Origin of the sequence: Arthrobacter alpinus (assembly GCF_900105965.1) — a bacterium.
GTDB classification, from domain to species: Bacteria; Actinomycetota; Actinomycetes; order Actinomycetales; family Micrococcaceae; genus Specibacter; species Specibacter alpinus.
This window is the reverse complement of sequence record NZ_FNTV01000001.1, coordinates 66646-87800: the sequence shown is the minus strand read 5'-3', so window position 1 is coordinate 87800 and position 21155 is coordinate 66646. Positions and strand designations below refer to the sequence as shown.

15 protein-coding genes are annotated in these 21155 nt (G+C 63.3%); 7 read left to right on the top strand and 8 right to left on the bottom strand.

Annotated features, from left to right (window positions below):
* The first annotated feature begins 1 nt into the window (after position 1).
* On the top strand, positions 2–1420 hold the full coding sequence (locus tag BLV41_RS00405) for a zinc-dependent metalloprotease (protein ID WP_074713000.1): 1419 nt from the start codon (positions 2–4) through the stop codon (positions 1418–1420).
* Positions 1421–1543: 123 nt separating this feature from the next.
* Here the strand turns inward: BLV41_RS00405 and BLV41_RS00400 are convergent, their stop codons facing one another.
* Positions 1544–2191, bottom strand: a complete 648-nt coding sequence (locus tag BLV41_RS00400; protein WP_083360510.1) for a M48 metallopeptidase family protein — start codon at positions 2189–2191, stop codon at positions 1544–1546.
* Positions 2192–2333: 142 nt separating this feature from the next.
* Here BLV41_RS00400 and BLV41_RS00395 point away from each other — a divergent pair, with 142 nt between their 5' ends.
* Entirely contained in the window at positions 2334–3407 is a 1074-nt protein-coding gene (locus BLV41_RS00395) for a TOMM precursor leader peptide-binding protein (RefSeq protein WP_170835392.1), read from the top strand.
* On the opposite strand, the gene BLV41_RS00390 is transcribed toward BLV41_RS00395, so the two are convergent.
* Together BLV41_RS00390 and nudC are read right to left on the bottom strand one after the other, a co-directional pair.
* Entirely contained in the window at positions 3368–5515 is a 2148-nt protein-coding gene (locus tag BLV41_RS00390) for an ATP-dependent DNA helicase UvrD2 (protein ID WP_244516661.1), read from the bottom strand. The two genes, BLV41_RS00395 and BLV41_RS00390, sit on opposite strands and share 40 nt — an antisense overlap.
* Entirely contained in the window at positions 5512–6489 is a 978-nt protein-coding gene (nudC, locus tag BLV41_RS00385) for an NAD(+) diphosphatase (protein ID WP_074709534.1), read from the bottom strand. The genes BLV41_RS00390 and nudC overlap by 4 nt, the downstream gene beginning before the upstream one ends.
* A gap of 186 nt (positions 6490–6675) precedes the next feature.
* On the opposite strand from nudC, the gene BLV41_RS00380 reads away from it, so the two are divergent.
* A complete protein-coding gene (locus BLV41_RS00380; RefSeq protein WP_074709532.1) occupies positions 6676–7890 on the top strand; it encodes a macrolide 2'-phosphotransferase in 1215 nt (404 codons plus the stop codon).
* A 70-nt stretch (positions 7891–7960) separates the two neighbouring features.
* On the opposite strand, the gene BLV41_RS00375 is transcribed toward BLV41_RS00380, so the two are convergent.
* The 3 genes from BLV41_RS00375 to BLV41_RS00365 are packed head-to-tail and all read right to left on the bottom strand — an operon-like array spanning position 7961 to position 15185.
* Positions 7961–11461, bottom strand: a complete 3501-nt coding sequence (locus BLV41_RS00375; protein ID WP_074709530.1) for an ATP-dependent helicase — start codon at positions 11459–11461, stop codon at positions 7961–7963.
* Positions 11458–14784: an ATP-dependent helicase gene (locus tag BLV41_RS00370; protein ID WP_342028158.1), complete on the bottom strand. Its 3327-nt coding sequence runs from the start codon at positions 14782–14784 to the stop codon at positions 11458–11460. Before BLV41_RS00370 ends, BLV41_RS00375 begins: the two co-directional genes overlap by 4 nt.
* A complete protein-coding gene (locus tag BLV41_RS00365) occupies positions 14781–15185 on the bottom strand; it encodes an MGMT family protein (protein ID WP_074709528.1) in 405 nt (134 codons plus the stop codon). The genes BLV41_RS00370 and BLV41_RS00365 overlap by 4 nt, the downstream gene beginning before the upstream one ends.
* Positions 15186–15262: 77 nt before the next feature.
* Here BLV41_RS00365 and BLV41_RS00360 point away from each other — a divergent pair, with 77 nt between their 5' ends.
* From BLV41_RS00360 to BLV41_RS00345, 4 genes are all read left to right on the top strand, one after another.
* Positions 15263–15949: a 3'-5' exonuclease gene (locus BLV41_RS00360; RefSeq protein WP_074709526.1), complete on the top strand. Its 687-nt coding sequence runs from the start codon at positions 15263–15265 to the stop codon at positions 15947–15949.
* A 344-nt stretch (positions 15950–16293) separates the two neighbouring features.
* On the top strand, positions 16294–17226 hold the full coding sequence (locus BLV41_RS00355; RefSeq protein WP_044574516.1) for an ABC transporter substrate-binding protein: 933 nt from the start codon (positions 16294–16296) through the stop codon (positions 17224–17226).
* A gap of 12 nt (positions 17227–17238) precedes the next feature.
* Positions 17239–17997: an amino acid ABC transporter permease gene (locus tag BLV41_RS00350; protein WP_425284249.1), complete on the top strand. Its 759-nt coding sequence runs from the start codon at positions 17239–17241 to the stop codon at positions 17995–17997.
* 2 nt (positions 17998–17999) lie between these two features.
* Entirely contained in the window at positions 18000–18737 is a 738-nt protein-coding gene (locus BLV41_RS00345; protein WP_044574518.1) for an amino acid ABC transporter ATP-binding protein, read from the top strand.
* An 85-nt stretch (positions 18738–18822) separates the two neighbouring features.
* Here BLV41_RS00345 and hemL read toward each other — a convergent pair whose 3' ends face one another.
* Together hemL and hemB are read right to left on the bottom strand one after the other, a co-directional pair.
* Positions 18823–20124: a glutamate-1-semialdehyde 2,1-aminomutase gene (gene hemL / locus BLV41_RS00340; RefSeq protein WP_074709524.1), complete on the bottom strand. Its 1302-nt coding sequence runs from the start codon at positions 20122–20124 to the stop codon at positions 18823–18825.
* Positions 20125–20170: 46 nt separating this feature from the next.
* A complete protein-coding gene (hemB, locus tag BLV41_RS00335; protein ID WP_074709522.1) occupies positions 20171–21151 on the bottom strand; it encodes a porphobilinogen synthase in 981 nt (326 codons plus the stop codon).
* Positions 21152–21155 lie beyond the last annotated feature (4 nt).

Genomic DNA, 21155 nt, shown 5'->3' with positions numbered 1-21155 from the left:
CATGTCATCCACACCAGCCAATAACGACGACGACGACACCCCCAAGGACCCGCTGCAGGAAATGCTTGCAAACCTTTTGGGTGGCCAGGGCATGGAAGGTTTTGACCCTGCAGAACTGGCCAAGGCTGCCGGACTGCCTTCGGACCCCAACGTGCTGGCGCAAATGTTTTCCCAGGTTCAGGCCATGATGAGTGGTTCCTCGGACACACCGGTGAACTGGGAGCTGGCCCGGGATGCCGCCCGCAAGGCTGCGGCCGGGGATGACCCTTCCGTGTCCCCGGCACAGCAGCAGACCATCGATGAGGCCCTGCGTTTGGCCGAAATGTGGTTGGATCCGTTCACCGATCTTGCCCCGACCGCCATCATTGGCCGGGCCTGGTCGCGCGCCGAATGGGTTGAGGAAACCCTGGGCACGTGGCAGCGCTTGACGGAGCCGGTCGCGAACAGCATCGCCTTTGCCATCTCCAAGGCCATGAATGAGCAGTTGCCCGAAGAAATGAAGAACATGGTGGGCGATGCCGCCAACATGATGACCAACATGGGTGGGGCGCTCTTTGGCCTCCAGCTGGGTCAGGCCGTTGGCGCCTTGGCCAAGGAAGTTGTTGGTTCCACCGACATCGGTATCCCGCTGGCCGATCTTCAGATGGCGCTATTGCCCACGAACATCAAGGAATTCGGTGAGGGGCTTGAGGTTCCCGAAGAGGAAATCCGGTTGTTCCTGGCCCTGCGCGAGGCCGCCCACGCGCGCCTCTTTGTGCAGGTTCCGTGGTTGCGCGGTCACCTCCTCGGGGCCATCGAATCGTATGCTCGCGGCATCCACATCGACATGTCGCGGATCGAGGACCTGGCCCACAATCTGGATCCTTCCAACCCCGAGGCCATGCAGGCTGCGCTGTCCGAGGGCGTCTTTATGCCCGCCCGCACGCCCGAACAAGACGCGGCCCTGGCGAAGCTTGAAACGGCCCTGGCCCTTGTTGAAGGCTGGGTTGACGAGATCAGCTTTGCGGCGGCAGCGAACCTGCCCTCCGCCGGAGCCATCCGCGAAACCATCCGACGCCGTCGGGCCACGGGCGGACCCGCCGAGCACGCATTTGGTTCGCTTGTTGGCTTGGAATTACGCCCCCGCAGGCTTCGCGAGGCCGCAGCCCTCTGGGCGTCCTTGAAGGAGCAGCGCGGCATTGCCGAACGTGACGCCATCTGGGCCCACCCGGACCTCCTGCCCACCTCTGCCGATCTCGACGATGCCGCAGGCTTCAGCGCCCGACGCAGCGCCGAGGACGCCTCCGAATCGGACGTTGACGCGGCCCTGGCAAAGTTGCTCGACGGCGGCTTTGAGGACTTCGCTGCCGAAGACGACGCTTCGAAGGACGAGACCGACGGCGCACCGGATGACGGCGGGCCCGAAAACACCTCGAAGTAATCCCACGTTTCACGCCTAACGATTCACGCCCCGGCGGCCGGTTTTCTCCAGTGCAGGTGGTCCACCACCGCGCTTAGGAGAACCGGCCGCCGTTTTCCTTGGCCCATAGGCTCCTGCTGTTGCCTACTCCGAATCGATGTCGTCAGCATCATTGGCGCCGCTGAAGTCCCGGGCGGCGGCAAAAGCGGCCCCCTCCAGAAACGCCTTGGCCCGTTCCAACTGCGGGTATCCATCCATCTCGGCCCAGAACGCGGGGCTGTGGTCTGGGTGGATCAGGTGGGACAGCTCGTGCAGGAGGACGTAGTCTAGCACCCATTCGGGCATGCCCTGGACATGGTGGGAGATCCTGATGGATTTGCGAGCCGGCGTGGCTGACCCCCATCGGGTGTTTTGATTGGTGACCCAGCGCACCGATTCAGGAACGGCCCGGGACCCCAGAAACTTCGCAGACAAGAACGTGGCCCGTTCCATGAGCGCGGCATTGCTGGCGGGAAGCTGGCGACGGCCCTTGTTTGCCCGGGCTTTCTGCTCGAGCTTGGCCACCATGAGCGGCACCCAGTATCCTTCGTCCTCAAGGCTCAAACGTGCCGGCACGGCGATCACGGCCTGTCCGTTTTCCCAAAAGGCGGACAACCCACTTTTGCGCCGGGTGGTTCGCCGGACAACAACCGCTTCCCCGTTGCTGAGCGTGTGGACGGAGACGGAGTCCCCCGGGGGCCCGGGCGTTCCCCGGCCGATGGTTTTAGGACGCGGTGCTGTTCGTGCTGCCATGCTTCGACGGTACAACCTCATCGTCACGGTTTCGAATCCTCCGGGGCGGGCTGTGGATAACTTCGCACGCGCTCGGGCCTTAAGTGCCAAGATCGGAACAGAAACTAAAAACCATGAAGGCTTGAAGTTGCAGGAGGGCGTCATGACCACCATCAATCCGGGGCTTCGGATGGTTCGCCTCGGCGCTGACACTGTCCAGATTGGGCTTGGCCCCGGGGGAATGGTCCTTGCAGGCCTGCAGGGCTGTGAAGTGGCCTTCCTGGACGCGCTTCGCCAAGGAATCACCGATTCCTTGGTGTTCAAACGCGCCGAAGAACTGGGGGTGGAGGCGCCGCGGGCCCACGAGTTGTGCGCCGCACTTGCCAGTCATCTCTTTAGTGATGCGGAATTACATGCCGAAGGATTCCGTGCCGAGCGGCTTCTGCCTGAGCATGCTTCGCTTCTGGGCCTCCACCAGCAACCCTGCAAAACCCTCATGAACCGCCGCGAGCACGCCGTGGTTCATCTGGTGGGGTTGGGGCGCACCGGTTCAGCCCTGGCCGGTGTCCTGGTGGGCGCAGGGGTGGGGACAATGCTGCTTGAAGATGATCGCCCGGTATGCCCCAGTGATGTGGGGCCGGGCTCATTCAAGCTCAGCGATCTAGGCCTTGCCCGTTCGGTGGCCGTCCGGCGTCGGCTCTTGCGCATCGATCCGGGCTGCAATGCTCACATCTTGCACGACGGCGGACAGGGCGGCCCAGATCTTCGTTGCCTTGACCTGGCAATCGTGACGGGCCACGACGTTGTCGCGGCCAACACCGTTGCCCGCTTTGTTGCTGCGGAACGGCCGCACCTTTTTGTGGTCATTCGGGAACAAGACGGAATGCTGGGTCCCCTCGTCATCCCGGGTGAAACGGCATGTGCCGAGTGCGTGGATCATCACCGTGGAGTGGCCACCACCGCGTGGCAGGACGGGCAGGTCTCTCCGGTCATGCCGGGCCGGCACCCAGGGTTGTTGGAAAACATTGCCTTGGCAACAACACTGGCGGGCATGGCAGCAACGCACGCCCTCTTGTTTCTGGACGCCGTCAACCAGCCGGGGTCCTACTCGGCAGTCATGACCTTCCACCCCGAAAATGGCCGGTGGACGCGGCAGGAATTCACCACGCATCCGGGATGTGGCTGCCAATGGCAAAATCAGCCGTTCGCCACAATATCCAAGACGGCTTCTCCGTAGCGTTCCAGCTTGGACGGGCCCACTCCGGGCAGGGCCGCGAGTTCGTCAAGATCCTGCGGGGCAGCCTCTGCAATGGCCATGAGTGTTGCATCGGTAAAGACAACAAAAGCCGGCACCGAGGCGCTCGTGGACTCCCCCAGCCGCCATTCGCGAAGCTGCTCAAAAACAGCCTCATCGTAGCCGGGCGGGCAGTCGGGGCAACGGCCAACCTTGCGTTCGGCTCCCGTATTGAGGATCTTTCTGCAGACCCTGCAGACGGAGGGGCCAACGGGCTTGCGGGACTTCCGGGCGCCTGAAAGTCGAGCCTCCGCCGGTGCGCCGGCGGAAGTATTGGGGCGGAGCCCGTCAAGGAACCGCGACGGCCTGCGGTTGGCGCGGCCACCGGGCGTGCGGGCGGTGGACCAGGAGAAATTCAAGAATTCGCGCGCTCGGGTGATTCCCACGTAGAGCAGCCTGCGTTCTTCATCCACGGTCTCGGGGGTGTCGGCGAAGGAAATGGGCATGAGCCCCTCGCTCAACCCGACCAGGAACACGGCATCCCATTCAAGACCCTTGGCCGAGTGCAGGGACGCGAGTGTGACGCCTTGAACCGTGGGCGCATGCTGGGCGGTTGCCCGGTCTTGAAGTTCGGCGACAAAGTCAATGATTGTGAATGTGTGCTCCGGGGTGCTCCTGGAAACCGCCAATTCATCGGCCAGGGCAACAATGGCGGAGAGCGATTCCCACCGTTCGCGCACAGCACCACCGGTCTTGGGCGCCCATTCCTGGTACCCCAGGTTGTGCAGTACGGCGCGGACCAGCTGTCCCAGCGGCTCGTCGTCGGCCGCCCTGGAGGCTGCCCGCAATTGCAACATGGCATCGCGAACTTCCTTGCGGGCAAAGAAGCGTTCACCGCCGCGGAGCTGGTAGCCAATATTAGTGGCTGTCAATGCCTGCTCATAGGCTTCGGACTGCCCGTTGGTTCTAAAGAGCACGGCGATTTCGCTGGCCTTGGTGCCGTTGCCAATGAGCGCCTTGATGCGGGTTGCAACCGCCGCGGCTTCGGCCTCATCGTCGCTGCATTCAAGGAACTCTGCGCTGGGTCCGGTAGGTCGTTGAGCCACCAATTCCAAGGGTTTTGACCAGAGAGCATCGGCCGTTAGGCCGCCACTGCGCCGGTTGCCCAGCAAGGAGTTGGCGAGCCCAACCACCTGCGGCGTGGAACGGTAGTCCCGCACCAGCTTCACCACATTCGCTTCGGGGAAACGTTTCGGGAAGTCCAGCAGGTGCCGCGGAGTTGCCCCGGTGAAGGAGTAAATGGTCTGGCTGGCATCGCCCACAACGCACAGCTCATCACGCCCGCCCAGCCATAAATCAAGCATGCGCTGCTGGAGCGGGGAAACATCCTGGTACTCATCAACCACAAAATGCCGGTACTGGTCGCGCACGGTGGCGGCTACCCGCGGGTCTTCCTGCAGGATGCCCACCGTGATGAGCAAGACGTCCTCAAAGTCGATCAAGTTTCGATCGGCTTTGACGTCCTCATAGGCCTGGAACAACCGACCCACGGCCACCTTGTCCAAACCGCCGGGTTCGCCGCGGTCCTCGGCCTTGAGGAGGTACGTCTCGGGCGTCAGCATGGACACCTTGGCCCATTCGATTTCGGCGGCGAGATCACGAATGGCGGCGCGATCGGTGGGCAGACGCAGACGGCGGGCGGCCTCGGCAATGATCTGTGCCTTGTAATCGAGCAAGCCCGGGAGCTGACCGCCGACGGCGTGCGGCCAGAAATACTGCAGCTGCCGCAGGGCGGCCGCGTGGAAGGTGCGGGCCTGGACGGTGCCCACGCCCAGATCCCGCAGACGGGTGCGCATCTCGGCTGCGGCGCGTGCCGTAAAGGTCACAGCCAACAGGCGGTTGGGGTTGTACACGCCGGTGTGGACGCCATAGGCAATGCGGTGTGTAATGGCTCGGGTTTTGCCTGTTCCGGCGCCAGCCAAGACGCACAGTGGACCGTTGAGTGTGGTTGCTACTGTGCGCTGTTCGTCATCGAGACCGGCGAGGATGCGTTCTTCCGCAGTGCGTTCATCCATGACGGGCAGTCCGGATTGCTGTGGGTCAAAACTCATAAGGTGGCACCTGGGGCAACAAGTTCAGCGGCGTCCACCGCGTCACCGGGTTCGTTGATGCACCCGCCATACCAGCGCTCAACGAGCTCGCGGGCAATGGAGAGCCTGCCCGGAATGCCGGCATTGCCGTTGAGGACTTCTGCCTGCAACTCTTCGCGGCTAAACCAGCGGGTAGCCCTAACTTCAACGTTGTCGGGGGTCGATGCGCTGGATTTCGTGTAACCCATGAACCCCAGCATCAGGGAGCGCGGGAACGGCCATGCCTGGGAGCCCACATAGCTCAGCGAGTCCAGCACAACACCAACCTCTTCGGCGATCTCACGCACGGCGGCCCGCTCGCCGCTCTCCCCCGCTTCAACAAACCCGGCCACTGTGGAGTACTTGTTGGGCTCCCATGCGAAGTTGTTGGCCAACAAAATCTTGTCATCAGGACCCACAATGGCCACGATCACGGCGGGGTCCGTGCGCGGGAAATGTTCCGAGCCGTCCTTGTCGCAGCGGCGCATCCAGCCGGCGCACAATGACTCGGTGGGGCCGCCGCAGCGTGGGCAAAAAGCATGCGTTGCGTGCCAATTGGCCACCGCCTGCGCTTCTATGAACACCTCAACATCACCGGCATTCAAGGTGCTGGCGACGTCACGGTACCCCGCAAAATCGGCGCCGGTGGGCACCCAGGCGAGGTCTCCGGCGTCGTACGGAAGAACCTGCAGGACAAGGTCAGTGCCGTTGGGGAGGCCGTGGCCGGCAAGAGCCTTGGCCAAGTAGACATGTGTGGTCCCTGCCAGCGGCTCCGCCGGGAGCGCTGCGGGATCCAAGTAGCCCAGCGAGCCTGCGTCCATGAGGGCCTTGCCGCGGTGGAAGACCACCACGCGGCGGGCAGCGGATTTCAACACCGCCTCCAGATACCCCGGTTCGCTGCGTTGTTCGCACTGGCGATCGAGCAGGGTTTCGGGGGACGGGCTGGGAATGGTCATGTTTCTACCGTACGCATCGGGGACGAATTTTTACATTCGGGCGGGCGTGATTGTGGACAACTTCTTCCGGCAAAACGTGGGCCACGGCGCAATTGTTACCGATCTGCCGCAATGAGTTCTTGCGACTCGCCGCCCCAACGGCGGGGGGATGGTCCATTAGCGTTCTACGGTGGAGGGGTGAGACGAATGACTGCAATCGAATTGGCCGCGATCGCCAGCGCCGCCGTGCCCGGACTTAATGTCACAGCGTTTGCGCCAGAGCCAGATGATGCGGCCGATTTTTGCTCCGCCATGCTCGTTGATGCGGAGAACCGGCGGTGGCGGGTACGGTCGCCGCGCCATGCCGAGGCCAGTACTCGCCTCGAAACCGAACGCCAGGTTTTGCGGGCCTTCTCCCCCGCAATCCGGGCCGAGCTGCCGTTCCTTTTGCCGTCCGTGGCTGGAACCGTGCGCCAGGGCGAGCTCATTACTTTTGTTTACTCGCACATCACCGGCAAGGCCCAAACTGTTGAGCGGCTCGCCTCTGGAACGCCCGCACTCGCGTTGGAAATTGGTGCCGCGATAGCCGCCATTCATGATCTGCCGCAGGAACTTGTCACAAATTCTGACCTGCCCAGTTACACGGCCAACGAGTTCCGCCAGCGCAAGCTCAATGAACTGGATCAGTCGGCCACCACGGGCAAGATCCCGCCGTCTCTGCTGCGCCGTTGGGAACACGCCATGGAAGATGTGACTCTCTGGCGTTTCAACGCCTGCGTTGTCCACGGCGATCTTCACGAGGACAATATTCTGATCGAGAATGACAAGGTCACGGCCGTCATCGGGTGGACGGATCTGCGCGTTGGCGACCCGGCCGATGACTTTGCCTGGCTTGTGGCCGTCAACGACACCGATTTTGTTGACACAGTGATGCAGGCCTATGCGGCCGCCCGCCATGAGACTCCGGACCCGCACCTGCTCCGGCGTGCAGCGCTCAGCGCCGAATTTGCGCTGGCCCAGTGGCTCGTGAAGGGTTATGCCGCCGACAGCGCCCGCATGGTCGAAGACGCCGAGTCCATGCTCAAGACCTTGGAAGCGGACATTCTCGAGCACGGCGGGCAGCCCATCAGCGTTGAAGCCACGGTGGTCCCGACTGTTGTTCCGACAGCACCTGGGGCTCCCGTCAAGTCCGCCGAAGCCCCGACGAGCTCCTCCGTTTCCGTTGCACCCGTGCCCGAGGCGCCAGACTCCGACGAGCCTGTTTCCGAGGAGACGGCAGCCATCAAGATTGTGCATGCCGCTGAACCCAAGGAAGTCGACGACGAGGCAGACGTAGCCGAAGAAGCGGCCAAGGAAGATGACAACCTTGCCGAGAACGTCGAAACCAGTGCCATGAAGGTCATCCCGCTCAAGAAGGACTGAGCTGACGGCTGGCCGGTGGCAAGGTCCCGACAGGCTCGACCACCGGGGGCTTGGCCCCCGCTGATTTCTCTCACCCCGTATACGCGCTCGTGACGATCGCTTCGAGCTCTTCCTGACCGGCCAAGTCGACGGGCCGGATCAGCTTGTCCTGACCCACGTAGTAAAACGCTGCTCGCACCTGATCCAGGGACACACCCTTCAGGCGTGACCACGCCAACCTGTAAACGGCCAGCTGGACGCCGCGCACCGCCAGCTGGGCTTTGGTGGGCACCCTGCCGGTTTTCCAGTCGATGAGATCCCACACGCCGTCGGCATCACGGAACACGGCGTCGATGCGCCCGCGCACCACCACGTCCGCCACCCTGGTTTCAATGGGAACCTCAAGATCGGCTGGAACCCGGGTAGACCATTCGGAGTTTTTGAACGTTTCCTGCATATCGGCCAGCCCATAAGCCTCATCGACGTAGGAGTCGGCGCCCGGTTCCTCGTCAAAGTCGAGCTGTCCCGTGGTGGCGAAGAAGTCCTCGATCCAAGCGTGGAAGGCCGTTCCCTTGCGGGCTGCCATCCCTGGCTTGGTGGGTACGGGGCGCCGCATGGCACGAGTGACCTTTTCGGGGTCCTCCCCCAGCGCCACCAAACGCGAGGCGGAGATATGCGGGGGCAGTTCCACCCGCAACTGATCGGATTCAAGCTGGTCCTGGGCCAACAGCACGGACGCTTCCTTGCCCCACTGAGGGTTCCGGGTGAGGAATTCGGGCGAGCCCGCCAAGGTCTCGAGCCCGCCAGCGTCCGTTCGGGTTACAAGGGAGGCCCGGACCGCGGCGGCCGAGCGTTCGGCGTTGTCCCGGCGACCCGTCCTTGCCGCAATGCCGGCCCGGCCTTCAATGTCCGGACCGTTGAGCGGATCATAGGGCCAGATCGCACTCTCGGCGCCGGCACTGACCGGGTTGACGGCGTCGTCCTCGGGATCATCATTCCACTGTCCGCGGGCGGCGGACTGACGTGCGCCTTCGGTCAGTGGGAGTAACTCGTCAAGGAATGGTGAGGGCACGAGCGGCTTCTTCCCACTGCCCCACACCGTGGTGGAGCACATGAGGAAGTCCCGGGCCCGTGTGAAGGCAACGTAAGCCAGGCGGCGTTCCTCTTCCTCCGCGTGGAGCAGGACATCGTCGGCAAAGAGTTTCTCGTTCTCCATCAAGGACCTTAGATCCGGCACGTTGGTATCCCACACAGGGAGGTCGTCGCTGTCGCCGCGCAGGGGCCAGGGCAGCGATTTGGCACCCGTGCTCCAGCGGTCAGCGCGGGCGCTGGGAAACGCGCCGGCGTTCATGCCGGGCACAAAGACCACGTCCCACTCAAGCCCCTTGGATGCATGCACTGTCAGCAGGGCCACGGCGTCAGGGTTGCTTTCAACCGGCGTCATCTCCAGCCCGCCTTCCTCTGACTCGGCGGTTTCCAGCCAGCCAAGGAAAGCGTCCAGATCCACGCGTTGGGCAGCTTGCATGAAGGTGGCGGCAGCGTCGGAGAAGGCATCAAGGTGTCGCCGGGCGTGATGGATGCTGGAGCCGGGTTTCGCGGCCAGTTCGATGTCCAGGAGCATGGTCCTCTCGACAACCCCGAGCAGGTTGGACAGGTCCTCCCCCACAAAGGTGCGCAGAACCCGCAACTCGTCCCGCAATGCCAGGAGCCGGCCGCGGGCAACATCGCTGAGCGGGCGGCATGCCTCGGGCCAGTAGTCGGGACTCAAATAATCCAGCGCCTCAATGAGCGATGAGGCATCAACGAGATCGGCCGTAACGACAGCAGCATCCGCGGCAGCCACAGAGATCTCCTCGGGCATGTTTTCACGCCGGAGTGCGGCAGCGTCAAAGTCCACCCTGTTCTTGGCAGCCCAGGCGCGACGACGTGCCAAATGCCGGGCCCAATCGGCAAACGCCATCAGATCCGCAGGGCCAATGCGCCACCTGGCTCCCGTCAACAGGCGCATCAACGCATCCGAGCGCCCGGGATCGGCAATAACGCGCAGCGTTGCCACCAGATCAACAATCTCCGGCGTACCCAGCAGCCCGCTCAGGCCCACGATCTCATAGGGAATCCCGCGCGCCTCGAAGACTGACTGCAGCCGGGAAAATTGCGCGCGACGCCGGCACAAGACCGCCACTGTCATGGCACCCTGGGCGCCACCGCGGTGGGTGAAATCGCCTTTGCGGTCCAGGATTTCGGCAGCGATGGCTTCGGCCTCAGCCAATTCTGTTTCGTAGCGGGCCAGCAGTACCTCGCCGTCAGGTGCGTTGGGTTTTTCGCGCAGCGGCGAAACCACCACGCGAGGCCCTGCCGCTGCGCGCTGCGCCTCCGTCAACCCGGCAGCCAATTTGGCATTGGCCTTGCGGGATTGGGCCGCGGTCAACTCGGCCGACATCACATTCGCGGCAGCCAAAATATGAGCGGAGTTCCGCCACGCGATGGTGAGCTCGGCTGTTGGCGCGTACCCGCCGTCGGGCTTGAGGAAAATCTCCGGGAACCTAAAGAGCTGGCCCGCCGAGGCTCCGCGGAAGCCGTAGATGGATTGATGCGGATCACCAACGGCCGTGACGGGGTGACCGGCACCGTAGAGCTGGGCGAAGAGCTGCAGCTGGGCGTGGGAGGTGTCTTGGAATTCATCCAGGAGCACCACCTTGAATCGTTGCCGCTCCATCTCGGCGGCGTGCGGGACGTCGCGAGCGATCCGGGCGGCCAACGCCACCAGGTCACCGTAGTCCAGCACATTCCGGCGGCGCTTGGCCTCGGCGTACTTCTGCACCAACCCCACCACGGAGGCGCGCGTTCTCAATACATCCAGCTGCTTGTTGACAGTTGCCGTGCGCGGCTTGGCAGTTTCGGCAATGTAGGGAAGCGCCTCAAAACTGGCCAGATAAGACTCGATGGTGGACATGACCTGATCGGGATCTTGCAGGTGTTCGGCACATTCGCCGGCGAGGTCCATCACGGATTGGATGAGCGTGGATTTGGCGGCCGTGAAGTGATCGTGAGCGCCGTCGTGGGCTTCCACAACATCACTGGCAAGCTGCCACGCGTCTGCTGCCCCCATCACCACGGCGTCGCGTTCAATGCCCAGGCGCAGGCCATAGTCCGTGACGATGCCGCTGGCGTAGGAATGGTAGGTGGACACCTTGGGTTCAAGAGCGTCCCGGGCGGCCGCGGCGGGAGCCAGATCCACCAGCCCCGACCGGGCAAGGGTGCCAAGTTTTGCCAACTGCCCGCGGATCCTCGAGGCGAGTTCACCGGCTGCCTTGCGCGTAAACGTGACACCAAGGATTTCCTCGGGGCGCACCAAGCCGTTCGCAACGAGCCACACCACGCGGTCAGCCATGGTGGTGGTCTTGCCTGATCCGGCTCCGGCAATAACCAGCAGGGGTTCCAAGGGCGAGCAGATGATGGCTGCCTGTTCCTCGGTGGGCGGGCGCTGTTCCAACAGCTCGGCTAGTTCATAGGGGCTCAGGACTGCGCGCTCGGGCGCCCCCGCCTGAAAATCAACCGGCGCGTTGGTGCCCTGGAGGTCAGAAGTACTCATTCGGTGATTTGTTTCCCTTCAGGGCACAGCGGGCAGATGGTGGGTAGCGGGCAGCCGTTGCGTTCAGACCAGTCGGCTCCGTGACGGGCTGGGAAAACGGCCTGCGCCATGAGCAGGGCGGCCTCCATGACCTTGCGCGTGGGGTCGTTCTCGCTGCCGGCAACCATGGCTGCCTGATCCTGAGTCTTCACGGTCTTGGTGTTGTCCCCCAGCGGCAACAGCGCGGCCCCGCCCGAAACGGCGCCGGCCAGCCCTGCAGCGGCTGCCTGCTCCGCAAATCCGCCGGAACTGACTGCCACCTGATAGGCGCCCAACTGAGGGTGTTCGGCAACCTGCTCCTTGGTGGGCTTGGTGCGTCCGGTCTTGATATCCACGACGATCAGGTTTCCCTGGGCGTCTGCCTCAAGCCTGTCCACCTGGCCCCGCAGGCGAACCACATGGCCGTTCTCGGGAAGCTGACCGAGATCAACCGTGAAGTTCTCCTCCACGCCCACCAGGGTGCGCCCCTGTTGCCTGGCATCGATCACGTATTGGGCCAGTTTGCCCAGCATCTCCTGGGCACGTTTGTAATCAACGTCCGTTTCCCACGATTCGGGCAACCCAAGGGACGGCCAACGCTTGTCCAGCTCGGCCAGATATTCGTGCCCTGCGCCGTTGGGTATGTCCTGGGCGATCCCGTGGATAAGTGTGCCCAGGCTGCGGGCAAAATCGGTGGTTGCTTCGCCACCGGCTGCCTTGATGAACCAGTTCAGCGGAGATTTCAGCACCTCTTCCACTTTCGACGGCGAGACCACCACGGGCTCCCCCGGCGCCACGATCGCTGCATCCGTGCTCAACGGCAGCAGGCCCCACCACTGGGCGGGATGGGCCCCGGGCACGCGTTGATCGGCCAATACGGCAAGCATCCGTGCCGCTTCGGGTTCGGCATGCATTTCCGATTCCTGCCGCAGCTCCGCCACCAAAGAGCGCAGCGTCATGGGGCGCGGAACCTGCTCCACGGGACGAACTGGATATTGGGACTCACCACCAGAGTCTGTGACGGGGACGAATGGAGCGGCCAGGTCAAGGAATTGCGAGGGCTGCAGATCGTGCCCGGCGGCAGCCGTGAGGATGAGGATCTTACTGGCGCGGGAAATGGCGGCGGCGAAACTGCGCAGCTCGTCATACCTGATGTCACGCAGCCTGGCGGCCGGTTCAATCTGCCGGGCCGCCTGCGCCCCGTTTTCCAAGACGTCCACCAGCAGCTGGCTTCCCAGCAGCTCCCCACGCAAACGAGTGTTGGGCCAGACACCCTCCTGCAAGCCTGCCACAATCACGATTGGCCACTCCCTGCCAGCCGCACTGGCCGGGGTCAAGATCTCCACGGCATCCGTTCGTTGGGCGCGGGCCGCCAGAGTGTCCATGGGCAGTTCCTGGCTCATCAGGTAGTCCAAGAACTGTTGCGGGCTGGAGCCGGGCAGCTGGTCAACGTAGCGCTCTGCAGTCTGGAACAACGCCATAACCGCATCGAGGTCGCGGTCTGCACGAATACCTGTTGGCCCGCCGCGCAGCGCCTGCGTCTCCCATGTCCCGGAGCTGTCGCAGGCATCCCACAACGCCCACAACACGGTCTCGGCATTGGCGCCGGGCTCGGCCACGGCAGCCTGGCCCGCGCCCAGCATGGCCGCGATGCGGCGTGCGTTGGCGGCCTCCCACCCGAGTGGTTCCAGCTTCTCGGGCTTCAACAGTGCTTCCACGAGCAGTTCGTCGCTGGCCCGGCCGCCACCTGCATGCAATTCCTGCTGGCGCAACGCTTGGCGCAGACGGCGCAGGTGCAACGCCGTGGAGCGCCCCAACCGGGAGGTCAACAGCGAAACGCAAGCCTCGGCGTCGAGCTTCTCCGGGGCCAGGGCAATGCCAAAGGCTTCAAGCAGGGGGCGCACGGCGGCCTCATCGCGGACTGGGTTCTCTGCGACGGGCACCTTGACGGCAATCCCCTGCGCGCTCAGATACCGCTGCAACGCGGCCAATGCGGAACCGGTACGGACAATCACTGCCATCTCATTCAGGCCATAGCCGCCCAGGTGCTGCAGGTGCAGGATGCGCTCGGCCACCAAACGCAGCTCGTGCACCTCGGATGCCACCACATGCGCACTCACATACGAGTTGTCGTGGCCGGACGACGCCGGGTCCCCGGCTGTTGCCTCCAGCTCGCCTTGGCTTGCCGGCCAGGCAAGCTCCCTGGCCTTGTGGCCGCCACGGATCTGGAAGATCCGGTCGGCAACGCCTAGCCACGCCGCAGCCAAGGGCTGGCCCATCCGGTGCGAGGTGGACAAGGAAAACTGAAGCAAGGGGCGCTCGTGCGTGGATAAACTGTCCGCCAGTGACGCCACAAGATCCGGGCGGGCGCCACGGAATCCCTGCACCACGGTGTCCGGCGAGGCCGCCACGAGGACATCCTTGCCGCGACCCACCAGGCGAAGGAGCTCGTGCACCGACTTATTGGCCTCCTGGATGTCATCAACAACAATCAGGGTCAGCCTGTTGCGTTCCTGCGCCAGAAACTCCGGGTCCAGCTGCAAAAGTGTTGTGGCCGCCGTGATGATGCCTGCCGGGTCAAAGGAGCCGGACTTTCCCCAGTCCACCACGTCCCGGTATTCCTGGTACAGCGATCCTGCCGCAACCCAATCAGGGCGCTGATTGGCCACCCCCAGCTCGGCCAGTTCCGCCGGAGCAAGTCCGTATTCAATGACGCGGTCAAAGAGCTGGCGGATTTCATGGCGGAAGCCTCTGGTTTCAACGGCGTCGGCCAATTCGGCTGGCCACTGCGGGTCGGTGCCCAACCCCATCCGGTGCCCCACCAGCAGATCCCTGATGATCAGGTCCTGTTCCGGGCCGCTCATGAGCCGAGGCGGTCCGTCAAGGTGTGGCATGCGCCCCTCAACCTTGGCCCGGCGCAACAAGTCAAAGGCGTAGGACGACCAGGTTCGTGCCGGGGAGGTGCTCAGGCTTCTTGTAAGCCGCGCACTGAAGCCATCACGAAGCCGTGCGGCAGCAAGACGCGACGGAGCCAGCAGGAGCGCACCGGCCGGGTCAATGCCGTGGTGGTCCATTCGCTTGACTGTTGCTTCGATCAGTACCGTTGACTTGCCGGTGCCCGGCGCACCCCAGACCAGCATGGGGCCCGAGCCGGGTGCAAGATCCACCACACGCTGCTGGTCGGCACTGAGCTGCGGGGCACTCCTGACACTGTCAGCCGGCGGCACGAGCGAAAGCCTGGGCACGGCAAACCTGCCCCGCTGCGCTGACTGCTCTGGATTCGGCTGATCTGCTTGCATGCTCATGCCTGAATTCCATCACGAGGTACTGACATTTCGGATCCGGCGTCGTCCGCTTCCTGCAACGTGGCCGCAATTGCATCGATGAGGTCAAATTCAGCTTCCGTGGGATTCCAACGTGCAGCCTTCATATCCACACGCCACGAGGCGGCCGTATCCCCACGCAGTGCCGTTTGCTCCTGGCGGTAGTGCTCCAGCGCCCGGCGTTCGTGCCCCTGGGGTGCCTGGCCGCCGGCCCGAATCACCCGCCACCAAGGCGCGGTGCTCCCCTGGGCGGCCATGACGGCACCCACCTGCCGGGGACCGCCGCTCTCCAACAAGGCCGCAATGTCTCCGTAGGAGAGAACCCGTGCAGGCGGAATCAAGTCCGCCACCGCCAAAACCGCTTCAAGATACTGCTCACGCATGCCTCAAGCGTAGTTGGCCATTGCGTCCGGGACGCTCCTGGTACTTCTTTGTCCATGGCAGCAGGTAGCGTTGAGGAATGACTAGCTGGAGCATGCACCCCCGTGCCGCATTTGACCTGGAAACAACGGGCAAGGATCCGCGCACGGCCCGGATCGTCACGGCGTCGATCGTGATGGTTGATGATGCCGGTGCCGTTGCCGAAAGCTATGAGTGGCTGGCCGATCCCGGCGTTGAAATCCCGGAAGAAGCTTCGGCTATCCACGGCGTCTCCACGGCGCATGCGCGCGAAAACGGGCGGCCCGCCGATGAGGTCACGGCCGAGGTAGGCGCCGTCCTGGCCACCTTGTTCGCCAACAACATCCCCGTGATCGCCTTCAACGCCAGCTATGACTTCACCGTTCTGGCCAACGAGGCTCGCCGGCACGAGCTGCCGCAGATCACGGCCGCCCCGGTGATCGACCCTTTTATTTGCAACAAGCAGGTGGACAAGTTCCGCAAGGGAAGCCGCACCCTCGTGGCGCTGTGCGAGGAGTATGGCATCAAGCTCGACGACGCCCACACCTCGGCCGCGGATGCCGAGGCCACTCTTCGCCTGGCAGACGCCCTAGCCGCCAAATACAGCGTGCTGCGGGTAGACCTGAACGATCTGCATGCCGCGCAGGTGGGGTGGGCCCGTGAGCAGGCTGCAGACTTCCAACAGTATTTGCGCCGTATGAAGGACCCCGCCGCTGTTATTGAGGGTGACTGGCCGGTCCTGCCCTAAGGCCCGCAACGCCTGGCCGCATCGAAGTCTTGTGATTCAAATCACATTATCAGTCACTTTCAATTGCACAATTAGTGGCACGTCAGTCGTGCGGGACTGCATACCTGCGTTCAGTCAGGGCAGGCGCCCCGTGGCGCATGATCGCATCTTCTTTGGCAAAGCACCGAATCAAGCACGCATAAGTTCATATCAGCCATATTTTTGGTGCGGGTGACATAATTTAGTTTTGTTGGTTGAGTTCTGCTAAGAAGCTCCTGTGAGCTTTAGCCCGGCTCCCACGCCACGCTTATTCCCCTCCCGAGCCGTCCTTCGGGCTGGGCACCTGCAATGAAAGTGAAAGTTTGATGAAGAAATCTGCCCTGAAGTGGCTCACGACCGTTCCGGTCGCCGTTGCCTTGGCCTTCTCCCTCGCAGCTTGCGGCGGCGGCACGGATGCAACCAGCTCCGAAACCCCCACGGATGCCCTTGCCGGCAGCGACCAGACCTCGCTGGACAAGTACACCACCGCCGACGTCACCGCGCTGGACAAGATTGATACGGCTGCCCTGGGCCTGATCACGCCCGGCACCATCACGGTCGGCACTCTTTCCGATGCCCCGCCGAACATCTACATCGACAAAGATGGCAAGTTCACCGGTTACGACAACGAACTGCTGCGCGCCATGGGCGAGAAGCTGGGCCTGAAGGTTGAATTCAAGTCCACCGACTTCTCCGCCCTGCTGTCCCAGGTTCAGAACAAGCAGTTCGATGTGGGATCCTCCTCGATCTCCACGACCGACAAGCGCCGTGAGACCGTTGGTTTCACCAACGGTTACGACTTCGGTTACATGGCCGTTGTGGCCAAGACCGACTCTGCTGTCAAGGGCTTCGCCAACTTGAGCGCCGACACCCGCATCGCCGTTGTTCAGGGCACCGTTCAGGATGACTACGTCACCAACACGCTCAAGCTCGAGCCGGTTCGCTTCTCCGACTACAACACGGCCTACGCCAACTTGAAGAACGGCCAGGTTGACGCCTGGGTTGCTCCTTCACAGCAGGCAACCGGCCAGGTCAAGGATGGCGACGGCACGGTTATCGCAGAGTCCGTGGTCAACACTCAGAACTTCACCGCTTATGCCGTGAACTCCGAGAACAAGCCGCTGATCGATGCGTTGAACTCCGCGCTGGACGCAGTCATCACCGACGGCACCTGGGCCAAGCTGACCAAGGAATGGTACCCGGAGCGCGAAACCCCCGCTGATTGGACCCCCGGGTCCAAGGCCGCCAAGATCTCCTAAGGCAAGCAATTCGTGGATGCATTCGAGCAGTTCCTTAAAACATTCTTTGACTGGCAGGCCATGGGGGAAGTTATTCCCAGCATGCTCACTGTCGGCCTGCCCAACACGCTCATCCTCGCCATTTCCTCGGGCATTCTGGGATCCATCCTTGGCCTGGTCCTGGCCATCATGGGCATCTCACGAAACCCCGTTTTACGGTGGATGGCACGGATTTATACGGATATCCTCCGCGGGCTTCCCGCCATCTTGGTCATCGTGATCATCGGCATCGGGCTGGGGCCCATCTTGCGCCAGTCCATGGGTATCACCAACCCGTTCCCGTTGGGGATTTTCGCGCTGACTTTGATGGCTGCCGCCTACATGGGTGAGATCTTCCGTTCGGGCATTCAGAGTGTTGACAAGGGACAGCTGGAAGCATCCCGAGCCTTGGGCTTCAGCTACACCTCAGCCATGATGCTTGTGGTCATCCCGCAGGGTATCCGCAGGGTTCTGCCGGCCTTGGTGAACCAGCTGATCCACCTCATCAAGGATTCGTCCTTGATCTACATGTTGGGGCTGCTCTCCAGCCAGCGAGAAATCTACCGCGTGGGCAACGATGCGGCCGCGAACTCGGGAAATATGTCTCCCTTGATCGCCGCCGGGTTGTTGTACCTGTGCATGACCATTCCGCTGACCCATCTGGTCAACTACATCGACAAGCGCATGCGCGAAGGCCGGGCTCAGAAGATTGAACCCGACGAAGCCGCCGCCGTCGTTGGAAAGGGCGCTTAGACATGAGTGACTTTAATTCAGGCTCCCTGACAGCCACCAATATTCATCTGGCCTTCGGTGCCAACAAGGTGCTGCGCGGGATCGATCTCCACGTACCCCAGGGCACCACGGCATCGGTAATTGGCCCCTCGGGTTCTGGAAAGTCGACCCTGCTGCGCGTCATGAACCGGCTGATCGAACCAGATCAGGGTGACATCCAGCTCGATGGACGCTCCGTTTTGCAAGACAACCCGGACGAGCTCCGGCGTCGCATTGGAATGGTTTTTCAGCAGTTCAACCTGTTCCCACACAAAACCGTGTTGGACAATGTGTCCCTGGCCCTTCACAAGATCAAGAAGTTGCCCAAGGATCAGGCTCGCGCCAAGGCCCTCGAGCAGCTTGATCTTGTGGGCCTGTCGCACAAGGCCGATGCTCGTCCGGGGAATCTTTCCGGCGGGCAGCAGCAACGTGTGGCGATTGCCCGCGCGCTGGCCATGGAGCCTGAGGTCATGTTCTTTGATGAGGCCACGAGCGCCCTGGACCCGGAGTTGGTGAAGGGCGTCCTGGCGCTCATGACCGATCTGGCCAAGGGCGGCATGACCATGGTGGTTGTGACCCACGAAATGGGCTTCTCCCGGAATGTGTCCGACACCGTGACTTTCATGGATGGCGGTGTTGTGGTGGAAACCGGATCTCCGGACCAGCTGTTCACCGAGCCGAAGACTGACCGTTTGAAGGGCTTCCTCTCGGACGTGCTCTAGCATCAAAACACGAAAACGGGGCCAACCCGCGAGAACGGTGAGTACTTTCGCCGTTCTCGCGGGTTGGCCCCGTTTTCGCGTGAGACTAGGCGGAAGCTGCAGCCTTCGCCGCGGCGGGCAGGGCCTCGAAGATGCGGTTCATGGCTGCGTCGTCGTGAGCTGCGGAGAGGAACCAGGCTTCGAAGACGCTCGGCGGCAGGTACACACCGGAGTCCAGCATGGAGTGGAAGAACGGCGCGTAGCGGAATACTTCCTGTGCCTGCGCGTCGTCGTAGTTGTGAACGCCGTTGGCTGCGGTGCCGAACGCTACAGAGAACAGGCTGCCGGCGCGCTGGATGGAGTGGTCAACACCCTCCGCGGACAATGCGCCTGACAGGGCTGCGGACAGCTCCAGTGAGCGTGCATCCACCGTGGCGTAGACGGCCGAGGTGGCGGCAGCCAGCGTGGCAACGCCGGCGGCCATGGCCACGGGGTTTCCGGACAAGGTGCCCGCCTGGTAGACCGGGCCCAGGGGAGCCAGGTAATCCATGACGTCCGCGCGGCCACCGAGGGCCGCCGTGGGAAGTCCGCCACCAATGACCTTGCCGAAGGTGAACAGGTCAGGGGTCCAGCCTTCGGATTCGCCGGTCAGGCCCCAGTAGCCGGCCGCACCAACGCGGAATCCGGTCAGGACCTCGTCCAGGATCAGCAGGGCGCCGTTGGCTGAGGTGATACGGGACAGCCCTGCGTTGAAGCCCTCCCCCGGGGTGACGACGCCCATGTTGGCGGGTGCGGCCTCGGTGATGACGGCGGCGATCCGGTCCCCATGCGCGGCGAAGGCGGCTTCGACGGCGGCGAGGTCGTTGTACGGCAGGACCAGCGTCTCGGCAGCGGTGGCGGCAGTGACACCAGCGGACCCGGGCAGCGCCAGCGTGGCCAGGCCGGAGCCGGCCGCGGCCAGCAGCGAATCCAGGTGTCCGTGGTAGCAGCCGGCGAACTTGATGATCAAGTCACGGCCTATGAAACCGCGGGCCAGGCGCACGGCAGTCATGGTTGCCTCGGTGCCGGTGGACACCATGCGGAGGCGTTCGACGCCGGATACCCGCCCCTGCACCAAGGCGGCCAGTTCGCTTTCGGCCGGGGTGGAGGCGCCGAAGCTCAGTCCGTGGTCAACGGCCGCGTGGACGGCTGCCAACACATCCGGGTGCGCGTGTCCCAACAGGGCCGGGCCCCAGGAGCACACCAGGTCAACGTAGTCGCGGCCGTCAGCGTCGGTGAGGTAGGCGCCCTTGGCGTTAACCATGAAGCGCGGTGTTCCACCCACGGAGCCAAAGGCGCGCACAGGCGAGTTCACCCCACCGGGCATGAGGGTCTTGGCGCGGTCAAAAAGTTCCTGCGAGCTGGTCATGAAGAATCCTTGGCTAAAGGGAGCTGAATTACGGAAGAAGTGAGTTTTAGTTTTCGCGGAGCCAGCCGGCCAGTTCGGCCGCCCAGTAGCTGAGGATCATGGTGGCGCCGGCCCGCTTGATGCTCAGGACCGATTCCTCGATGGCCGCCCTGCGGTTGATCCAACCGTTCGCTGCGGCTGCCTCGATCATGGCGTATTCACCGGAGATTTGGTAGGCCGCAACCGGCACGGGGCTCATGGCTGCTACGTCTGCCAGGATGTCCAGGTAGCTCATTGCGGGCTTGACCATGATGATGTCGGCGCCCTCGGCGAGATCCAGTTCCACCTCAACCAGCGCCTCGCGGCGGTTGCCGGGATCCATCTGGTAGGTTCGGCGGTCCCCCACAAGCTGAGAGTCAACGGCTTCGCGGAACGGGCCGTAGAACGCCGAAGCGTACTTGGCCGCATAAGCCAGCACGGACACCGTGGTGAACCCGGCGGAATCCAGTGCCTCGCGAATCACTGCCACCTGCCCGTCCATCATGCCGGAGGGCGCCACAATGTGTGCACCCGCGGCGGCCTGGGCCACGGCCATCTTGGCGTAAATTTCCAAGGTGGCATCGTTGTCCACTTGGCCGGCGGAGTCCAAAACACCACAGTGCCCGTGGTCTGTGAATTCGTCCAGGCAGAGATCGCTCATGATGACCAGGTCATCGCCCACTGCGGCGCGTACGTCCCGGATCGCCTTGTTCAGCACACCGAAAGGATCAATGCCGGCAGTCCCTGTTGCGTCTCGCTCGGCCGGAATGCCGAACAGCATGATGCCGCCCAAACCCAGCGCCACTGCCTCACGCGCAGCCTCGATGAGCGAGGCAGTCGTGTGTTGCACCACGCCCGGCATGGAGGTGATGGCCCTGGGCTCGGTGAGGTCTTCGCGGATGAACACCGGCAGGATCAAGTCCGCAGGCGCTACGGAGTATTCGCTGACCAGACGGCGCATGGCAATGGTGCTGCGCAGGCGGCGGGGGCGGTGCTGGGGGAAACTCATGATG

Bases quoted from the DNA above. Each gene is read 5' to 3' on its own strand.
- BLV41_RS00355 (WP_044574516.1), top strand. From the start codon at position 16,294: ATGAAGAAATCTGCCCTGAAGTGGCTCACGACCGTTCCGGTCGCCGTT.
- BLV41_RS00375 (WP_074709530.1), bottom strand. From the start codon at position 11,461: ATGAGTACTTCTGACCTCCAGGGCACCAACGCGCCGGTTGATTTTCAG.
- BLV41_RS00365 (WP_074709528.1), bottom strand. From the start codon at position 15,185: ATGCGTGAGCAGTATCTTGAAGCGGTTTTGGCGGTGGCGGACTTGATT.
- BLV41_RS00380 (WP_074709532.1), top strand. From the start codon at position 6,676: ATGACTGCAATCGAATTGGCCGCGATCGCCAGCGCCGCCGTGCCCGGA.
- BLV41_RS00360 (WP_074709526.1), top strand. From the start codon at position 15,263: ATGACTAGCTGGAGCATGCACCCCCGTGCCGCATTTGACCTGGAAACA.
- BLV41_RS00390 (WP_244516661.1), bottom strand. From the start codon at position 5,515: ATGAGTTTTGACCCACAGCAATCCGGACTGCCCGTCATGGATGAACGC.
- BLV41_RS00345 (WP_044574518.1), top strand. From the start codon at position 18,000: ATGAGTGACTTTAATTCAGGCTCCCTGACAGCCACCAATATTCATCTG.
- hemB (WP_074709522.1), bottom strand. From the start codon at position 21,151: ATGAGTTTCCCCCAGCACCGCCCCCGCCGCCTGCGCAGCACCATTGCC.
- nudC (WP_074709534.1), bottom strand. From the start codon at position 6,489: ATGACCATTCCCAGCCCGTCCCCCGAAACCCTGCTCGATCGCCAGTGC.
- BLV41_RS00405 (WP_074713000.1), top strand. From the start codon at position 2: ATGTCATCCACACCAGCCAATAACGACGACGACGACACCCCCAAGGAC.
- BLV41_RS00370 (WP_342028158.1), bottom strand. From the start codon at position 14,784: ATGAGCATGCAAGCAGATCAGCCGAATCCAGAGCAGTCAGCGCAGCGG.
- hemL (WP_074709524.1), bottom strand. From the start codon at position 20,124: ATGACCAGCTCGCAGGAACTTTTTGACCGCGCCAAGACCCTCATGCCC.
- BLV41_RS00395 (WP_170835392.1), top strand. From the start codon at position 2,334: ATGACCACCATCAATCCGGGGCTTCGGATGGTTCGCCTCGGCGCTGAC.
- BLV41_RS00400 (WP_083360510.1), bottom strand. From the start codon at position 2,191: ATGGCAGCACGAACAGCACCGCGTCCTAAAACCATCGGCCGGGGAACG.